General features: G+C 64.5%; 16 protein-coding genes and 2 pseudogenes. 6 read left to right on the top strand and 12 right to left on the bottom strand.

The features are described 5' to 3' along the window. Positions 1–4: 4 nt before the first annotated feature. The gene (locus CI805_RS12785) at positions 5–310 is read right to left on the bottom strand and encodes a PilZ domain-containing protein (RefSeq protein WP_260923940.1); all 306 of its coding nucleotides are present in this window, start codon (positions 308–310) and stop codon (positions 5–7) included. Positions 311–566: 256 nt separating this feature from the next. Between CI805_RS12785 and CI805_RS12790 the strand changes: the two genes are divergently transcribed. Then, the gene (locus tag CI805_RS12790; RefSeq protein WP_260923944.1) at positions 567–914 is read left to right on the top strand and encodes a DUF1153 domain-containing protein; all 348 of its coding nucleotides are present in this window, start codon (positions 567–569) and stop codon (positions 912–914) included. A gap of 12 nt (positions 915–926) precedes the next feature. Here the strand turns inward: CI805_RS12790 and CI805_RS12795 are convergent, their stop codons facing one another. Then, positions 927–1,379: a hypothetical protein gene (locus CI805_RS12795; RefSeq protein ID WP_260923947.1), complete on the bottom strand. Its 453-nt coding sequence runs from the start codon at positions 1,377–1,379 to the stop codon at positions 927–929. Between the two features lie 24 nt (positions 1,380–1,403). Continuing rightward, positions 1,404–3,599 carry an NAD-dependent DNA ligase LigA gene (ligA, locus tag CI805_RS12800; protein WP_260923950.1) on the bottom strand — a complete coding sequence of 732 codons (2,196 nt, stop codon included), beginning with the start codon at positions 3,597–3,599 and terminating at the stop codon, positions 1,404–1,406. 313 nt (positions 3,600–3,912) lie between these two features. Between ligA and CI805_RS12805 the strand changes: the two genes are divergently transcribed. Beyond that, positions 3,913–5,520 carry an alginate export family protein gene (locus CI805_RS12805; protein ID WP_260923952.1) on the top strand — a complete coding sequence of 536 codons (1,608 nt, stop codon included), beginning with the start codon at positions 3,913–3,915 and terminating at the stop codon, positions 5,518–5,520. Positions 5,521–5,617: 97 nt separating this feature from the next. On the opposite strand, the gene CI805_RS12810 is transcribed toward CI805_RS12805, so the two are convergent. The 7 genes from CI805_RS12810 to CI805_RS12840 all read right to left on the bottom strand — a co-directional run bounded on the left by CI805_RS12810 (position 5,618) and on the right by CI805_RS12840 (position 12,245). Then, positions 5,618–6,592, bottom strand: coding sequence for a LysR family transcriptional regulator (locus CI805_RS12810; protein WP_260923956.1), 975 nt, complete (start codon positions 6,590–6,592; stop codon positions 5,618–5,620). Positions 6,593–6,655: 63 nt separating this feature from the next. After that, on the bottom strand, positions 6,656–7,741 hold the full coding sequence (locus CI805_RS12815) for a PDR/VanB family oxidoreductase (protein ID WP_260923958.1): 1,086 nt from the start codon (positions 7,739–7,741) through the stop codon (positions 6,656–6,658). Then, positions 7,738–8,625 (bottom strand): aromatic ring-hydroxylating dioxygenase subunit alpha, encoded by an 888-nt coding sequence (locus tag CI805_RS12820; protein WP_260923959.1) that lies wholly within the window; start codon positions 8,623–8,625, stop codon positions 7,738–7,740. Before CI805_RS12820 ends, CI805_RS12815 begins: the two co-directional genes overlap by 4 nt. Before the next feature lie 212 nt (positions 8,626–8,837). Next, positions 8,838–9,200: a hypothetical protein gene (locus tag CI805_RS12825; protein WP_260923962.1), complete on the bottom strand. Its 363-nt coding sequence runs from the start codon at positions 9,198–9,200 to the stop codon at positions 8,838–8,840. Between the two features lie 3 nt (positions 9,201–9,203). Beyond that, complete coding sequence (locus tag CI805_RS12830) at positions 9,204–10,094, bottom strand: gallate dioxygenase (protein WP_260923965.1); 891 nt, start codon at positions 10,092–10,094, stop codon at positions 9,204–9,206. A 34-nt stretch (positions 10,095–10,128) separates the two neighbouring features. Then, entirely contained in the window at positions 10,129–11,226 is a 1,098-nt protein-coding gene (locus CI805_RS12835; protein ID WP_260923968.1) for an aromatic ring-hydroxylating dioxygenase subunit alpha, read from the bottom strand. Between the two features lie 38 nt (positions 11,227–11,264). After that, on the bottom strand, positions 11,265–12,245 hold the full coding sequence (locus CI805_RS12840) for a PDR/VanB family oxidoreductase (protein WP_260923969.1): 981 nt from the start codon (positions 12,243–12,245) through the stop codon (positions 11,265–11,267). Between the two features lie 197 nt (positions 12,246–12,442). On the opposite strand from CI805_RS12840, the gene CI805_RS12845 reads away from it, so the two are divergent. Beyond that, on the top strand, positions 12,443–13,159 hold the full coding sequence (locus tag CI805_RS12845; protein ID WP_260923971.1) for a GntR family transcriptional regulator: 717 nt from the start codon (positions 12,443–12,445) through the stop codon (positions 13,157–13,159). A 126-nt stretch (positions 13,160–13,285) separates the two neighbouring features. Next, the gene (locus CI805_RS12850; RefSeq protein ID WP_260923973.1) at positions 13,286–14,689 is read left to right on the top strand and encodes an MFS transporter; all 1,404 of its coding nucleotides are present in this window, start codon (positions 13,286–13,288) and stop codon (positions 14,687–14,689) included. A gap of 178 nt (positions 14,690–14,867) precedes the next feature. Here CI805_RS12850 and CI805_RS12855 read toward each other — a convergent pair. Both CI805_RS12855 and CI805_RS12860 read right to left on the bottom strand, forming a co-directional pair. Beyond that, positions 14,868–15,308 (bottom strand): annotated as a pseudogene (locus CI805_RS12855) (diaminopimelate decarboxylase); the annotation flags it as partial. 439 nt (positions 15,309–15,747) lie between these two features. Then, a pseudogene (locus CI805_RS12860) lies at positions 15,748–16,353 on the bottom strand (oxidoreductase). Here CI805_RS12860 and CI805_RS21130 point away from each other — a divergent pair. Both CI805_RS21130 and CI805_RS12865 read left to right on the top strand, forming a co-directional pair. Next, the gene (locus tag CI805_RS21130) at positions 16,277–16,435 is read left to right on the top strand and encodes a TetR family transcriptional regulator (RefSeq protein WP_409934899.1); all 159 of its coding nucleotides are present in this window, start codon (positions 16,277–16,279) and stop codon (positions 16,433–16,435) included. The pseudogene CI805_RS12860 and the gene CI805_RS21130 overlap by 77 nt on opposite strands. A gap of 72 nt (positions 16,436–16,507) precedes the next feature. Continuing rightward, positions 16,508–16,840, top strand: coding sequence for a hypothetical protein (locus tag CI805_RS12865; RefSeq protein ID WP_260923975.1), 333 nt, complete (start codon positions 16,508–16,510; stop codon positions 16,838–16,840). Positions 16,841–17,040: the final 200 nt, after the last annotated feature.

Genomic DNA, 17,040 nt, shown 5'->3' on the forward strand with positions numbered 1-17,040 from the left:
GCCCTCAACAGCGCTCCAGCGTGACCGGCGCCCCTGCGCGGGCCTGATCGGCCAGCGCATGCTCCATGCCCTCGGGCAAAACCTGACGGAACGCGAAGCCGAGGCGGTCCTCCAGCACCCAGCGCACGACACCGCGTACCGCCGGGAACGTTGCGACGCTCACCAGCAGGGCTTCGCCGGGCTCCAAGTCACCGCGCGGGACCAGAAACAGGCATCCTTCCCCGGAGACATGGCGGGCAATTGCGCGAATTGTCGGATTTGCGGCATTTACGCGAGACGCCGTCCCTGCCTGCATACCATGCCCTGTCATGGAAGACGCTTTGGCAGGTATCGCACGAGGATCATTGAGGGCGTTGGATATTTCCATAATCGCGACGCTAGTTAAGACAGGTTAACGAGACGTAAACGATTCCAGTCGCCGCAGCGCTGGATTCCGGTCGTTTAGCGCAACGGACTCCGCAAATCCGCGCAGGCAAATGTTAACCAATTAAGGCAAGTTCATCTTAACTCCCGCAAGCAAGACTTTTGGCCAAGGGGGCTGTTTCCCACAGCTCGAAAGGTCGAAAATGCCAGACACGGAGACGGTTCGGACCGAGGGTGCCGAGGCCGGAAATTTTTCAGCAGCAACGCCCGGACCGGCCGCGATCATCGGCCCGGACGGTGAGGAACTCTCGCTGGAGACCCTGCCGCCGGTTAACACATCGCGCTGGGTGGTGCGCCGCAAGGCGGAAGTCGTCGCGGCGGTGAACGGCGGCCTGCTGACCGTCTCGCAGGCCTGCGAACGCTATCAGTTGACGCTGGAGGAACTCGCTTCGTGGCAGCGCGCCATCGATCGCGAGGGCATGGCAGGCCTGCGCGCCACGCGGGTCCAGCACTATCGCCAGTTGCACGAACGGCAGGGCCGCAAGGAGTAGCGCCCCTCCCCTTCAGCGGTGGAACGACAGCACCTCGCCGTCGTAGAGAATGCTCTGCGGCGGTCCTGCGCGCGTGAAGACGATGTCCGCAGCCTTCGCGCCCGAGGCGGCCTGAAGCCGGAGACGGTTAGCCCGGATCGCGGCAACCGCGCCCATCTGCAAAGGGCCATACTGCCCCAGATACCGCTCCCCGGCGCCTCCACGGCGCTCCATCACGACGATGCGACGGCCACCATGCACGGCACACCCGGCGCAGACCGGTTTCAGCCAGTAGGCATAATCGAACAGCGCGAACACGCGCCCGCCAGCCCGGATCTGACCCAGCCGGTGCCACGTCAGGTGGTCATGATCGCAGTCGGTAGAGCCAGTGAAACCGCCTGCGATCAGTTGTGAGGTCAGGCCGCCAAGACATTGATCAGACTGCGCAATAGCCGGTCCTGCCATGGTCATGGCGAGCGCAAGCATACCCAGCTTCCAACCCCGTCGTCGCTATCCCGCTGCCTTGACGATCTCCGCCCAGGCTGCCTCGTCGATCACCTCGATGCCGAGGTCCGCCGCCTTCTTCAGCTTCGAGCCCGCCCCCGGCCCGGCAACCACCAGATCGGTCTTGGGCGAGACCGAGCCCGCCGCCTTGGCGCCGAGGCGCTCGGCCTGCGCCTTGGCCTCGTCGCGGCTCATCGTCTCCAGCTTGCCGGTGAACACCACGGTCTTGCCCGAGACCGGGCTTTCCTTGGTCTCCACCACATAAGGGGGCGGCGAAACTTCGGACAGCAGATCGTCCCACACCTCGACGTTGTGCGCCTCGTGGAAGAAGTCGCCCAGCGCTTCGATAACAGCGGGCCCCACGCCCATAATGCACGTCATCTCGTTCAAGGCGCCAACTTCTCCAGTTCCTCCAGCAGTCTTCGACACCGGGTCACGCCAAGTAGTGGTATGCGCCTTTGTCGCAGTATCGCGCAGTCTAGGTAGTGTACGGAACGCCTTCATTAAATCGCGCGCCGTCACCGCCCCGACATGGCGGATGCCAAGGCCGAACAGCAACCGCGCGGCATCGGGGCTGCGCTTGTTTTCCACCGCTGCCAACAGGTTGTCCACAGACTTGTCCTTCCACCCATCGAGCGCGAGGATGTCGTCCCGGCGCTTCCGCAGGCGGAAGATATCGGCCGGGCTTTCCAGCCAGCCCTGCGCGAAGAACTCATCGATCGTCTTTTCGCCCAGCCCCTCGATATCGAGCGCGGCGCGGCTGACGAAATGCTTGAGGCGCTCAGTGCGTTGAGCGGGGCAGATCAACCCTCCACTACAACGCACATCGACCTGACCGACCTCCGCGTAAGCCTCACTGCCGCATTCCGGGCAGTGATCGGGGAACGCGTAAGCCTCGCGCACCTCGTCGCGGGTCACGTTCTCGACCACCTGCGGGATCACGTCGCCCGCGCGCTGGAGCACCACCCGGTCGCCCGGACGCACGCCGAGGCGCGCGATCTCGTCGCGGTTGTGGAGCGTCACGTTGGTAACGGTGACGCCGCCGACCAGCACCGGCTTCAGGCGCCCGACCGGCGTCAGCTTGCCGGTGCGACCAACCTGGATATCGATCGATTCCAGCGTGGTCTCGGCGCGTTCGGCGGGAAACTTGTGCGCCAGCCCCCAGCGCGGCGCCTTGGCCACGAAACCGAGGCGGCCCTGATAGGCAAGGCTGTCCACCTTGTAGACCACGCCGTCGATCTCGAACGGCAGGTCGGCGCGCCCGTCACGGATCGCGCGGTAGGCGGCGAGCATCTCGTCGAGCGAATGGCACAGGCGGAACTGCGGCGAGACCGGCAGGCCCCAGCTCTCGATCCGGCGGATCACCTCGTGCTGGCTCTCGCCCGGAACGCTGCTGGCTGCGCCCCAGCCGTGCGCCCAGAAACGCAAGGGGCGCTTGGCCGTGACGGCAGCATCCTTCTGGCGCAGCGATCCGGCGGCGGCGTTGCGCGGATTGGCGAACTGACGGACTTTCGCCGCCGCATCCTCGTCGAACGCCTCGCCCTTGCGCTCCGCCTCGGCTCGCGCCTCGTCCATCAGGGCGGTGTTGAGCGCGAGGAACGCCGCCTTCTCCATATAGACTTCCCCGCGCACCTCAAAGACCTCGGGAATGTCGTCGCCGACCAGTTCCTGCACGATGTCCCGAATATGCGCGACGTTGGCCGTCACATCCTCACCCACCTGCCCGTCGCCGCGCGTCGCCGCGCGCACAAGCATGCCGTGTTCGTAGCGCAGCGAGCAGGAGAGGCCGTCGATCTTGTCCTCCGCCGTCACCGCCAGCGGCGCATCGGCGGGCAGCGAAAGGAACCGGCGCACGCGCGCGAGGAACTCGGCCACTTCATCGTCCGCAAAGGCGTTGTCGAGGCTCATCATCCGCACTTCGTGGCGCACCTTGCCGAGCGGCGAGGACGCGACTTCGTGCCCCACCGCATTCGCCGGACTGTCGGCCCGGACCAGATGCGGATAGGCCGCTTCCAGCTCGGCATTGCGGCGCACCAGCGCGTCGTATTCGGCATCCGAAATCTCGGGCGCGTCCTCGGCATGGTACTTGCGGTTGGCCCGCGCGATCTGGCGGGCAAGGCGCATAAGCTCGTTGGCAGCGTCAGCCTCGGCCAGATTCGTGGCGGAAAACAGGCTGGGGGTATGATCAGGCGTATCGGACATGGTTCCGGCGCTATGCCGCAAGCCGACGCCCTAGGGAATGGCAGACAGCACAGATCCTGGAAACCGACCACATCCCCGGACAGGCACGCCGACAGCCATCCCGCTGCCATTGCTCTCGTCGCCGTAGTCACCGAGCGGCTCAAATGAAACCTCGCCGCAAGCTATCGCAAAGGCTGATACCGGCCTGCGGCGAAAGCATACGCGGCGCGGACCGCACTCCCCTAGGCTCTGCAAATAGATCACGAACGGCCCCGAGGCCGTCGGACAACGGGACTTGGGCGCACAAAGACGCCCGGTGAGGAGGAGAGGATTGATGGCCAGCGGCCCAAAAACGCAGATGACCGCGACCTGTGCATGGATGGCGCTTGCCTCCTGGAGCGCCATACTGGCAGCGCCTGCCCATGCCGAAACAACCGCAGAAGCAGACGCCGAAGTCGCCAATCGCACACAGGTGATCCAGGTTGCGCAGACCAGCAACCAGCCGATTCGTGTGCCCCGCTCGCAGCGCCCCGTGCCCGTGCAGATCGGCGCGCCCCCGCCGGTGCCGGTGCCGGTATCCCCGCCGATCCCCGAGCCGGTTCCCGGCGGCACGCCCGCCAAGGCCGGCATTCCGCAGAGCCTGCGCTGGACCGAGGACTGGTCCAACCTTGCCGATCTTGCCCAGCGGACATCGCCGCTGGAAGCCTTGCGCTATATCCCGCTCGGCGACGATCCACGCACCTATCTTTCGATCGGCGGAGAGGGGCGCTGGAATTACACCTATTACAGCTCACTCAATGTCGGCGCCAAGGGCAAGGACAAGCTTTCCGTGCTGCAGCAGCGACTGCGACTGGTGGGCGATCTGCATATCGGCCCCAATTTCCGCGCCTTTGTGGAACTGGGTGACAACCGGGAATTCTTCGAGGACACCCATACGCCGCCCAACCGCGACAAGTTCGACATCATGCAGGCCTTCGTCGACGTGACGATCCCCTTCGATGCCACCACCAAGCTTACCTTGCGCCCCGGCCGGTTCGAAATGCCGATCGGCAACGGCAAGATGGTGGGCCTGCGCGATGGCGTGAACGTGCGCTTCATCTATCAGGGTATCCGCGGAACCTTTGTGAAGAAGGGCCTGTTCCGCATCGATGCTTTCGCCGTGAAACCGGTCACTTACGATGATGGCAGCGCTTTCGACGACAAGCCGGAGAAAGGCCGCCATTTCAACGGGATCTATGCAGCCAGTGTGCCGGGCCTGATCATTCCCGATCTGGCGGTGGACCTCTACTGGTACGATCTGTACCGCCAGAATGCCCGCTATGCGACGCTGACCGGCACCGAAAGCCGCCGGACCTGGGGCCTGAGGCTTTCCGGCCGTTCCAACGGATTCGATTACGACGGCGAATGGGCGTACCAGAACGGCAGCTTCGCGGGCGAGAAGATCGAGGCCTGGGGAATGCTGCTGGAGGGCGGTTACAGCCTGAAGAATGCCCCGCTCGCGCCGCGCTTCGGCGGGCGCATCAATTACTTCAGCGGTGACAGCAATCCCAACGACGGCAAGATCGGCACGTTCGCACCGCCCTTTCCGCGCACGCCGCTCTATACCGATTCCGGCTGGTTCAACTTCTCGAACCTGTTCGATGTGTTCCCCAGCGTTACGCTGAAGCCGACGAAGAAGCTGTCCATCGTCACCGGGCCAGACTTCCTGTGGCGCGCGACCAAGAACGATGCGGTCTATGCCGGGCCGACGAACTTCCCGCTGATCCGCCCGATCGGCAACCGCTACGTTGGCACCGACCTCAACTTTCAGGTCGACTACCTCGCCACCAAGAACCTGAGCTTCCACCTGTACTACACGCATTTCATGGCCAGCGATGCCTTCCAGGCAGGCGGCGGGCGCAGTTCGGACTACTTCGGGTTCTGGACCGACGTGCGGTTCTGAGGGCCGGTTTTCGATAAATGGAGGAGACGGGGCAGATCAAGGCAAGCGTCGCGTCGCGTCGCGTCGCGTCGCCCCGCTCCTTCATCCTCCAACGCCCTCATTCTCCAGCGCGTTCATCCCAAAGTTCCACGATGTCGCTTTCCTCCAGCCGGGCAACCTCGCGCTCCAGCTCCGCCAGCAGCAGCTTGCCAGCTGCGCTCAGCGTACTGCGATAAATAAGGCCCGCAGGGCGCACCATGTCGGGCACGGAAAATGGCAGGATGCGCAAGGTATCGCGGGTCAGGTCTCCGGCGATCAGCACCCGTGGAACCGCGCTGATGAAGGTGCCCGCCAGAAGCAGTTCGCGCATGAAGCCCACCGAACTGGACTGCACCCCGGTATCGACCGGCAGGCCGATAGCCTCCAGCACTTCGCGCACATCACGCTCCATCAGCGTGGAGACAGCCGGGAGCACGAAGCCATACCGCTGGACATCGGCCAGCGTGATCACACCGCCCCGCTCGAACAGCGGATGGTCGGCGCGCGCCACCAGCGAGATCGGCTCGTTGTAAAGGACGCGGCGCACCAGACTGTCGTCCACTCCCTGCCCCGGCACGGAGGGATAGAGCCGCCCCACCACCACATCGACCTCGCCCGAAAGCAGCGCGGGCACCAACTGGTCCGTGCGCCCCTCGACGATCTCGATCGAAAGGTGCGCCGCTTCGCTTTCAGCGTGGGCGAGCACGGCAGGGAGCAGCCCGTGCGCCGCCACCGGCAAAGCGCCCACGCGAATGGAGCGCCTCTCGCCATCCGCCATACGGCCCAGATCCGCCTCCAGCTCGCGGATCGTCGAGAGCAGGCGACGGGCACTGGCGGTCAGCACCGCCCCGGTCTCGTTCGGGCGCACCCCGCGCGAATGCCGCTCGAAGATCTCCGTGCCGACGATCTCCTCGACTTCCTGCAACGTGCGCGAAAGTGCAGGCTGGCTGACCCGAAGCGCCCGCGAGGCACCCAGCACGCTCTTGTGCCGCTCCAGCGCATCGATGACGCGCAGATGCCGGATCTTCAGGCGCTGTTCGAGATAGTGGGACAAGACGGGTGGCAGTTCCTTATCGGTTGCGACATGCGTGCGACGGTGAATGAGCGTAAGCGGCATTCAGGTCGCGCAGGCCGGGGGCAAGCCTAACGCGCCGGGGGGTACAGCGGAACCCCCGGCAGCGCCCGCTCCGGCGAAAGAGAAAGCATCATCGCCACGCCAGGCAGGATCGATCGTCACGCTGTCGCCCGCCACCCGGCTTACGCAGGCGCACATCCGTGCATTCTCGCGGTGCTGGGCGGGAGAAAAGAACACATCGCGATGATCGACCGCGCCTTCGACGGAAACGATGTCCACTGCGCACAAGCCGCATTCGCCACGGCGGCATTCGAACACCACTTCGACGCCTGCCGCTTCCAGCGCATCGAGCATGGACTCGTTCTCGCGCACCGCGATCTCGGTGCCCAGACGCGGCACCTTGACGGTGAAGGCTTGCGCCGCATGCGCGCCGCTGGAGCCGAACGTCTCGAAGCGCAGCTTCTCCAGCGGTCGCCCTGCCTCGCCCCAGACCGCACGCACAGCATCCATCAGCCCCAGCGGCCCGCACATGTAGAGTTCGGACCCTTGCGGCAAGGCCGCGATCTCGGCAGCCAGATCGAGGTGGTGCCCGGCAGCGGCATCGAAACGCGCGAACCTGTCCCCCAACAGCGCCGCCAATTCCTCGCCATAGGCGAACTCATCCGCGTCACGCGCGGCATAGACCATGCGCAGCGAGGCCCCGCGCAGCGCCAACTGATGCGCCATGGCCACCATCGGGGTCACGCCCACACCGCCTGCCATCAGCAGATAATGCGGCGCTCCGTGCATCAGCGGGAAGTCGCAGCGCGGCGCTTGCAAGGCCAGTGCATCGCCCTCTTCCAGCCTCCACATGAAGGCCGAGCCTCCCCGGCTTTCGGGCTGGCGTTTCACCGCGATGCGTATCTGCGCGCCTTCGTGGGCGACCACCGAGTAGCTGCGCTCGTCCGACCGTCCGGCAATATCCACGCCAATCCGGACATGGCTCCCCGGCTGCGCGGACACCGCCTGCGGCAGTATAAGCGTGAACTCGCGAATGCTTGGCGTGACCTGCCGGATCGCCACTACCTGCGCGCGCATCCAGCCGGGCTTCAGATCGATCAGGCTGCGCTCCATCACTTCCCCACTCATTCCGCTGCCTCCGCCAGCACCGGCGCCTGTTCGGCCGCGATCATCCGGTCGATCGCCCGGCGCGCCCACATCGAACCGGCATCGATGTTGAGGTTGTAGAAGACATGGTCGGGATGCTCGTCGATGGCGCGCTGCTGCGCCTCAATCACGGTCTCGTCCTCCACCATGATCCCCCCGCCCGCTTCCAGCACGCGGCGGGTCTGGCCCTGATCGCGCACGTTGTAATTGCGCAGGTGCGCCCAGAAGTAATAGCAGGTCTTGTCCGTTGAAGGCGTGGGCAGGTGGAGCACGCGCATGTCGACACCCTGCGAGCGGTCCCCGTCCGGCGCGCCGGTGCCGCTGGGCGCGACGCCCACTTCCAGATAGATCACGCTCGGCGCCAGAAAGTTGATGATCTGCCAGCGGTCGGTCTTGCCCGGCTTGTTCAGCTGCGCGGCCCAGAACGGTGGCGCGTCCTGCTCGATCACCCAGCGTTCGACCCGCGCGGTGCGCTCACCGTGATAGGCATCGAACGGCGCTTCTGCCAACGCACTGTTGCCGATGCTGGAGGAATGCACGAACGTCTCGTGCGTCAGGTCCATCAGGTTGTCGATGACAAGGCGATAGTCGGCCTTTACTTCGGTCATGCTGCCATCGCCGGCCCATTCGGGATCGTCCGCCCAGGGCAGTTCGGGGATCAGGCCGGGGTCGGCCATCGCCGGATCGCCCGGCCAGACCCACACGAAGCGATGGCGCTGGACCACCGGATAGGCGCGCACGCAGGCAGACGGGTTGATCGTCTCCTGCGAGGGCATGTGCGTGCAGCGTCCGTTGGGACCGAACACCAGCCCGTGATAGCCGCAGCGCACCTCGTCCCCCTCCAGCGTGCCGATCGAAAGGGGCACCAGACGATGCCAGCAGGCATCCTCCAGCGCGGCGGGGTGCCGTCCTGCTTGCGATAGAGCACCATGCGCTTGTTGCAGATCGTACGCGAGAGCAGCGTGCGGCCAACTTCAGCGTCCCATGCCGCCACGTACCAGGCGTTCATCGGGAACGGGGGCGTCTTGTCCTGTGTCATGATAACCTCTCCCAAGGCGTTGTCTTATATCCGGAAGGATCAGCGTGCGTGCGGCACCGCGCGGGTCTGCATGAAATCCTCGAAGCTCTCGCCGCGCATGATCGCGTAGACTTCGAGGTTGGTTTTCTTCACGACGCGGGCCCACTTCTCCAGAACGAAGAAATTGACGCCGCTCTGGACGATACCCAGCCAGTCGCGCGCGCGCACCAGCGCTTTCTCCTCCTCGTCCAGCCCGGCAACGGTCATTGCCGCTTCCTCGTCATCCCAGAACGCCTGCCGCGCTTCGGGGCGGATCATGTTCCAGAAGAAGCGGTTGAAAGCGATCCGGCGGTTGCAGGTGCGCAAGTCGAACACATAAGTACCCTCGGGCATGCCGATGGTCTGGGGGTTCTGGGTAAACATGGCTCAGGCGACCTCCTGCTCGGCGTCCGGCGCAAGGCTTTCGCCCGCACCTTCGGTCACGCGTTCCTCATACGTGACGACCGTCATCGCGGTGGTGGTCATCAGGTAATAGTTGCGATGCTGCTCTGCGATCGCATCGGGCAGCGCTCCGCGCATCGCCAACCACATGATCTGTTCGACGCTTTCCGCCCCGCCCAGCCGCACGTAATCGGCGTGGGTCATCTCGGTCAGCAACGCGGGATCGTCGCGCAGCAGTTCGAGGAAGCGGTGATCCCATTCGGTATTGTTGAAACCGGTGCGCTCGCCGTGGATCTGGTGCGAAAGCCCGCCAGTGCCGACCACCACGACCTTCAGGTCTTCGGGATAGCTCTCCACCGCGCGGCGCACCGCCTGCCCCAGACGATAGCAGCGCCGCGCGGTCGGCAGCGGATACTGCAGCACGTTGATGGCGATAGGCACGACCGTGCCCGGCCAGTCCGGCTCGTGCGGCCACAGCAGCGGCAGCGGCGAGGCTATGCCGTGATCGATCGGCTTGTTCTGAAAGAAAGCGAGGTCGAACTCCTCGTTCACCAGCGCCTCGCCGATGTGCGCCTGAAAATCGACATTACCGCGAATGTCCGGCAAACCACGCAGTCCCGCGCCTTCGTCGGCAATGGGGAAACGCTCGCCCACCCCCAGCGCGAACGTGGGGTAGAGGTCGAAGAACAGCGTGGTCGCATGGTCGTTGTAGAAGAACAGCAGCACGTCGGGCTGCTTTTCCGCCAGCCACTGCGCGACCGGCTTGTAGCCGTCGAACAGCGGCGCCCAGACCGGGTCGGCCTGCCGCCCCTTGTCGTAGGCGACGCCGATGGTGGGCACATGCGAAGTGCCGATGCCGCCGATGATCCGTGCCATGTCGTATCCTGTCTCTTGTTCGATCGTATCAGGTTCAGTAGCCGCGCGCGGTTTCCGCCTCGGCCTGCTCGAAAAGCACGCGGCGCATCAGCAGGCCGGGCTTGTCAGGCGCGAAGCTGAGGTCGAACTGCGGTTCGACATCGCGGTTCACGGTCTCGGAAATCCACTCCAGCGCCTCGACGTCCTCCAGATAGGCCTGCTCGGACGCGGTGCGCAGGAAGGTGTCTGCCTCCTCGTCGTCCAGCCGGCTGTCGCGCGAATTGAACCACCAGTAGTGGATCGAGTTCTGCGTCTCTGGCGTGATCAGATGGGTGATGTTGAAGCGGTACTTGCGCGGCCCCGCCTCGACATCGGTGTTGTCGGTCACGCTGGCATAGGCGGTGTGCAGCGCGGGCGAGACGAAGCGCGCCTCGGAAAAGCGATCGACCTTGCGGTCCATCAGCTTCATCGGCACGCCGTAGATGCCCGGAGGCGGTGCGTTCTTGAGCGAGCGATAGATCACGATCACATCGCCCTCACGCCGCACGTCCAGCTTGGAACGGGCGAACTCGGGTGTTCCCACGGTGCCCGGATGCAGGAACGGAAAGTGCGTCTGGTCCAGCAGGTTCTCATGCATCGCCACATAGTCCGAGGCGATGTGATACTGCCCGCGCACGCTTTTCCATTCGGGGCTGTCGAGCCACGAGGTATCAGGGATGAGCGCTTCGTCGGCATGGTCGGGATCGCCCATCCAGATCCACACCAGCGGGCCGCGCTCCGCCGTCGGAAATGCGCGGACATTGGCGTTCGTCGGCACGATCGGCATCGAGGGCATATCGACGCAGCGCCCCGAAGGATCGAACTGCATGCCGTGATAGCCGCAGACCAGCACGTCGCCATCCAGCCGCCCCTTGGCCAGCGGGAAAGAGCGGTGCGGGCAGCGATTGCGCACCGCCACCGGCTCCCCCGCCAGTGTGCGATAGAGCGCCACGTCGATGCCCAGGATACGGCGGGCAAGAATATCGCGGCTGATCTCGTCGGAAAAGCCGGCGACGTACCAGCAATCGCGTACGATCGGCGTATTCTGGTCGGCAAAGCGCTCCATCTCCAGCGGCGAAGCGGCGATGGTCGAAGCGGCAGTGATCTGGTTCATGGCATGTCTCCCGAAAGGGGGCGAAAGAGAAAAAGGGATCAGGCATCGAGCACCAGCGTGCCGCGGGCGCGCGAGACGCAGATGCACAGCGTGTCACAGGCGGCGCGCTCCTCGTCCGACAGGTAGCGGTCGCGGTGGTCGATTCTGTCGCCGCCCCCGATCACCGGCAGCGGACACAAGCCACATTCTCCGCGTCGGCAATCGGAGAGCATGTCGATGCCCTCTGCCGCCAATGCATCGAGAATGCTGACATCGCGCCCGACGCTGACGGTGCGGCCCGTCCGGCGCAGTTCGACCTCGAACGGGGCGTCGTCCGGTGCGGGGCCTGCGGTGAACATTTCGGAGCGTACACGCGAAGCCCCCCAACCCAGCGCCTCTGCGGCCGCGTGCGTCGCCTCGATCATCGCGGCGGGGCCGCAGACGTAGACCGTGGTATCATCCGATTGTGCCGCCAGCAGGGCGGGAATATCGAGGTGATCGACCGCCGGATCGCCGCTGAAATGCAGCCGCCCCTGCGCGCCTGCAAGCGCCGCGATCTCGTCCGCATAGGCCAGCTGGTCGTACGTTCGTCCGGCGTAGACCAGTTCGAACGGCCGTTGCCGACGCACCAGACTGCGCAGCATCGCGTAGATCGGCGTCACCCCGATGCCGCCCGCAATCAACAGACTGCGATGATCGCGCCGGTCGAGCGGGAAGTTGTTCTTGGGGCGCGAGACTTTCAGCCGCGTGCCTTCCTCGAACGTCGCATGGATATGCGCCGAGCCGCGCTGGCGATCCTCACGCTGGACGGCGATGCGATACGTGTCCGCCGGATCGTCGGCCAGCCCTTCACCGCCGATCAGCGAGTAATGGCGAACGACCGGGCCGGTGCTGGGCGAAGCGGTGTGCAACTCCACATGCGCGCCCGGCGCCCCGCGCGGCAGGGCGGAACCATCCACCGAGGCGAGCAGATACTCGCGAACGCGCGGCGTCAACTGGCGGACGCGGCGCACCACGACGTCGATCAGGTGTCCTTGCATGATCTCTCCCGGCCGGTCCTGACAGCCTATTTTGTATCCATTGCCGGGTTTACACCCCGCGATTCTGTGCCTGCATCCTCTCATTGGATACAATATAGGTCAATAGCGATCCTGCGGGGCATCGATATGCCTTTTTTGGATACATTGCCGGCGTTCACCTCTTGGCCGGGGATACAGGACTGTTGTAGGGTCCGGGCATGGCGACCCAACTTGAGAACACGGCCCCCGGTTCGAAGCCCTCGGCACTCACCCGGTTGCGCGAGATGATCCTGCGCGGCACGTTGAAGCCGGGAGAGCGGCTGCTGGAGGTCGATCTCGCCGCGCGCCTCGACATGTCCCGCACACCGATCCGGCAGGCCCTGCCCGCACTGGCGCTGGAGGGGCTGCTCGTCCCGGCAGGCGGGCGCGGTTATGCCGTGCGCGCCTTCACTCGGGCCGAAAGCATGGAAGCCCTTCATCTTCGCGCCATGCTGGAGGGCTTTGCGGCACGCAGCGTGATCCTGGCCGGGCGCGGCAGCGCTGTGGCCGACACGCTTGCCCCGCTGGTCGCCGAAGTGGACGTGCTGCTGGCGACCGGGCAACTATCCGATACGCTGGAGGAACGGTACGGCCAGCTCAACGACCGCTTTCATGCCGCCGTCATAGAAGGCGCTGACAATTCCCTGCTGAGCGACCTTATTGCCCGCTGCAACGTGGTGCCGTTCACATCGCCCAACGTGATCGCTTTCGAGGATCACGATGAAACCGAAATCCTTGCGCTGCTGAGGCACGCACAGTTCCAGCACCACGCAATTCTCAACGCCCTGCGCTCAGGCGACGTGCTGCGGGCGGAAATGCTGTTTCGCGAACATGCCATGACGCAGGAAAGCAGCATGGCCATGGGCGAGAGCCTCACCGCATCCCCAGAGGCATGACTTTCAGCCCTGCAACGCTCGTTATAACGCCTGCGACATAGCGCCGCGCGACAATGCGATAGCTGTCCGCGCCCGCTCCCGATCTATCGTGTGTGCCGATAACACGACAAAACCGGGAGAGTGACAATGGCCAGTCTGGTGATGGGCGATACGCCTGCCACATCTTTTCGCGATAATATCACGGCGCCGGAAGAGCGGATGACCGCCTTCCAGATCGCCGCCGTGGGCCTGTGTGTGGCGATCAACGCGCTTGACGGGTTCGACGTGCTGGCCGTCGCCTTCACCGCCCCTGCGATCTCGCGCGACTGGGGGCTTGGCCCGGCACAGATCGGCGGCCTGTTCAGCGCGGGCCTTGCAGGAATGGGCGTGGGTGCCTTCACGATCTCTCCGCTGGGAGACCGCAAGGGGCGACGCCCGGCGATCCTGCTGTGCCTGACATTGCTGACCGTGGGCATGGCGTTCTCGGCCCTTTGCGGCTCGCTGGGCGAACTCGCGGCGATGCGTTTCATCACCGGCCTCGGCATCGGCGGTGTGCTCGCCAGCATCAACACCGTGGTTGCCGAATATGCCACCGCCAAGCGCCGCTCGCTGGCGATTGCCTGCATGGCGCTGGGCTATCCCATTGGCGCGACATTGGGCGGCCTCGCTGCGGTGCCGCTGATCGCAGCGTTCGGCTGGCACTCAGTCTATGTGCTGGGTGCCATACTGGCCGCCGTCATGGTCCCGCTGGTGCTCTGGCTTCTGCCCGAATCCGTCCAGTTCCTGAGCGTGCGCCGTCCGGTGAATGCGCTGGCCCGGATCAACCGCGTGCGGGCGCGCATGAACCGCGCGCCACTCGATACGATCCCCATGCCCGAAGCCGCACAGGCCGGACAAGCCCGTCCGCTGGACCTGTTGCGCGGACCTATGCTGGGCGCAACGGCTCTGGTGCTGCTGCTGAACATCAGCGTGATGGCGACGGTCTATTTCACAATCAGCTGGACACCCAAGATCCTCTCGCAACTGGGCTTCAGCGATTCTATCGGCATCTATGCCGCCACGATGATGAATCTGGCGGGCGCGATCGGTTGCCTGTTGTTCGGCCTGCTCGCAAATCGCTTCGGCCTGCGCCGCCTGTCAATCGTTACATTTGCCGGCATGGGGCTGGCCCTCACCGCATTCGGCCTTGTGCCGGCTGAGGCCGGTGCATTGATCGCGGCTGCCTTTGCCGCCGGGTTTTTCCTCAACACTGCGATCACCTGCCTCTATACGATCCTGCCGCAAGTCTTCGCTCCCGCAACACGCGCCACCGGAACCGGTATCGGCCTTGGCGGCGGGCGGATCGGTGCCGTGGCGGGGCCCTATGTCGCTGGCTTGCTGATGGCTGCGGGGTGGGATCGCGCTACCTATTGTCTGGCTTTGGCAGCACCGATGCTTCTGGCGATCGTAATCGTTGCTGTCGTGCCCGGCAAACTCGACGCCACCAGAACCAAAACGCTCCACCGAACCGGAAGCGGGGCATCCGACCGGCTGACGCAGTCAGCTTCATGAGCCGGGGCTGAAGCATCCTCGCGGGATACTGATCGAGATACCGTATGATGATGTCATCGGTGATCGAATGTGGGCCGACAACCGCGCGTGACGCATAGCCTGTAAAGTCAAAGGTCGCGGGGGACTTCTTGAAAGAGGACTTTGAACAGCCCCCTCGCCCTTTCGGCTGCACGCCGGGTCAGGCATCGACGACGGCGAGCGCCACTTCGCTGTCCATCTGCCAGGACGCAAAGTGTTGCCGCGCCAGGGAGGCCATGTTCAGCCGGTCCGCAATGACGGCGAAGTGATCTCCATCGACCAGAACTTCTGCCGGCAAGGCCCGGCGATTATAGCTGGAGGCCATCGTCGCGCCATAAGCGCCGACCGTATGCACCACGCAGAGATCTGCGGGCGCAACACGATCAATGCGTCTGCCCCGCGCGAAAGTATCGCCCGTCTCGTATACCGGCCCGACGATATCGGCCAGCATGTGCGCGCCGCATGGCTGAACGGCAGCGAACTCGTGCCAGGCATCATAGAGCGCCGGGCGTAAGAAGTCGTTCATCGCGGCATCGACGATGACGAATGGATGATCCGGCCCCGGCTTCACCCAGAGCACGCGCGTCAGGAGGATGCCCGAGGCGTAATGGAAATGGCTCATGGATTTCACGTCCCGAGAAACAGATACGGTGTTCGATCCAGCGCTGATCCAGCGCTATCGACGACGCCTCATCGGCCGCTGACGCCGACGCGACCTGATCAGTTCCGGCAACTGGCGATGGCGGCTGCTATCGACGCGGAATGCCAGAGCGACCTTGCCCCCTGTATCAGCAGCGAGCCGTCGCCACAGTTCACATCGACGATCCTGACGGCGCGCCGCCCGTGCTCGCGCAAGGAAGCAAGCCGGGACGCCAGACGCTGCCAGCGCCCATCGGCAGACGGGCAGGCCTCAACGCTAGAGGCACGAACCGAAACGGCAGGCCAGGGCGCAGGCGATGCCAGGGTCAGAGCATAATGCATGAACATGCCCTCCCGTCACGCTGCGCGTTCAAAAGCGCCGGTCGCAGCCGGGGCCGGATCTAGCGGGAACGGGTCACGACGTTATAGAGGTTCTGGACGCAGACGAACTTCACAATGCCGCGCGCTTCGGCAACCTGGGCCGCAGTCACGTTGCTGATGCCGATATGCCTGATCAGACCCTGCTGCTGGAGTTCCGCAACCGCTTCGAGCGATACAGCGATCGAACCTTCACCGGCACCGACGACAGTGTGCATCGCGCGCAAATTCACGACATCAAGGACATCAAGGCCTAGATTGCGCAGATTGTCGTGTACAGCCTGCGTCAGTTCCGCCTTCTAGGGCGCCGGCAGCCAGTCGCCCTTGTTGTCGCGTCGGGCGCCGATCTTGGTGACAATCGCGAGGTCGTCCTTGTATGGATGGAGCGCCTCGCGGATGATCTGATTGGTGACGTGAGGACCGTAGAAATCGCTGGTGTCGATGTGGTTGACGCCTGCTTCGATGGCCTCTCGCAGCACGGCGATCGCCGCATCGCGATCCTTCGGCGCGCCGAATACACCCGGACAGGCAAGCTGCATGGCACCATAGCCGATGCGCTTCACAGTGCGATCACCGAGCTGGAAGGTTTTGACTCGCGAGGGCCTGATCGATTGCACAACCACCCGCATCGCCAAGCGCGCGGGCACGTCGGTGGGGAGGCTATGCCAGTATTACCCTAATCGGGATGCCCTGCTTGCCGCCGTGCTGTAGGCACACCTGGGCAAGCTCGCCGATGCGATCGAGCAGACTTGCGCGGATCTGAAGGGGGCAAGGCTATCCGATATGGCGGTCGCCCTCGTCTCCGCGTTCCTCAGGGTCAAGCTGAGCGATCCCGATGCATCAAAGGCGCTCTATGCGATTGCTGGCGAGCGAGGCGGTGCCGAACTCGTCATACGCGGGAACAACCGCATGGTCGCCACCATTTCCGAGATGCTGGCAAGCGCACGGGATGCCCGCTTCGCTGATCCGGTGATCACGGCCGCCGTAACATTGAGCTCCATCGTCGGCTGCGTCCGGGCCGTGCTTGAAGGCTATGCCCCTCCCGGCTTTGAGGACCATCTGGATCGCCGGCTCGTGTTGCTGGTAAGCGCGTACTTCGCGGCCGAGGCTGGCTGAAGGAAGCTGGGAGGGCGGTATCTACGCACGGCCTTTGGCCTTTAAGAAGGGAGACAGGTCGTTATCCGGTGCGTTGGTATTGCAGCGGCTTGGCTCTGGAATGCCCGCGTCTTGGAGCGAGTCGCAGGCCTATGAACGGCATTTTAGGATCGATGACCGCATGCTTTCCCCAAAAGAAACCATTCACTGTGCTCACCCCA

The sequence above is a fragment of the Novosphingobium sp. 9 genome (assembly GCF_025340265.1).
In the GTDB taxonomy this organism is placed as follows: Bacteria; Pseudomonadota; Alphaproteobacteria; order Sphingomonadales; family Sphingomonadaceae; genus Novosphingobium.

Bases quoted from the DNA above. Each gene is read 5' to 3' on its own strand.
- CI805_RS12840 (WP_260923969.1), bottom strand. From the start codon at position 12,245: ATGCAAGGACACCTGATCGACGTCGTGGTGCGCCGCGTCCGCCAGTTG.
- CI805_RS12790 (WP_260923944.1), top strand. From the start codon at position 567: ATGCCAGACACGGAGACGGTTCGGACCGAGGGTGCCGAGGCCGGAAAT.
- CI805_RS12815 (WP_260923958.1), bottom strand. From the start codon at position 7,741: ATGAGTGGGGAAGTGATGGAGCGCAGCCTGATCGATCTGAAGCCCGGC.
- CI805_RS12865 (WP_260923975.1), top strand. From the start codon at position 16,508: ATGGCGGTCGCCCTCGTCTCCGCGTTCCTCAGGGTCAAGCTGAGCGAT.
- CI805_RS12795 (WP_260923947.1), bottom strand. From the start codon at position 1,379: ATGCTTGCGCTCGCCATGACCATGGCAGGACCGGCTATTGCGCAGTCT.
- CI805_RS12825 (WP_260923962.1), bottom strand. From the start codon at position 9,200: ATGTTTACCCAGAACCCCCAGACCATCGGCATGCCCGAGGGTACTTAT.
- CI805_RS12850 (WP_260923973.1), top strand. From the start codon at position 13,286: ATGGCCAGTCTGGTGATGGGCGATACGCCTGCCACATCTTTTCGCGAT.
- CI805_RS12805 (WP_260923952.1), top strand. From the start codon at position 3,913: ATGGCCAGCGGCCCAAAAACGCAGATGACCGCGACCTGTGCATGGATG.
- CI805_RS12845 (WP_260923971.1), top strand. From the start codon at position 12,443: ATGGCGACCCAACTTGAGAACACGGCCCCCGGTTCGAAGCCCTCGGCA.
- ligA (WP_260923950.1), bottom strand. From the start codon at position 3,599: ATGTCCGATACGCCTGATCATACCCCCAGCCTGTTTTCCGCCACGAAT.
- CI805_RS21130 (WP_409934899.1), top strand. From the start codon at position 16,277: ATGCGCTTCACAGTGCGATCACCGAGCTGGAAGGTTTTGACTCGCGAG.
- CI805_RS12835 (WP_260923968.1), bottom strand. From the start codon at position 11,226: ATGAACCAGATCACTGCCGCTTCGACCATCGCCGCTTCGCCGCTGGAG.
- CI805_RS12785 (WP_260923940.1), bottom strand. From the start codon at position 310: ATGACAGGGCATGGTATGCAGGCAGGGACGGCGTCTCGCGTAAATGCC.
- CI805_RS12830 (WP_260923965.1), bottom strand. From the start codon at position 10,094: ATGGCACGGATCATCGGCGGCATCGGCACTTCGCATGTGCCCACCATC.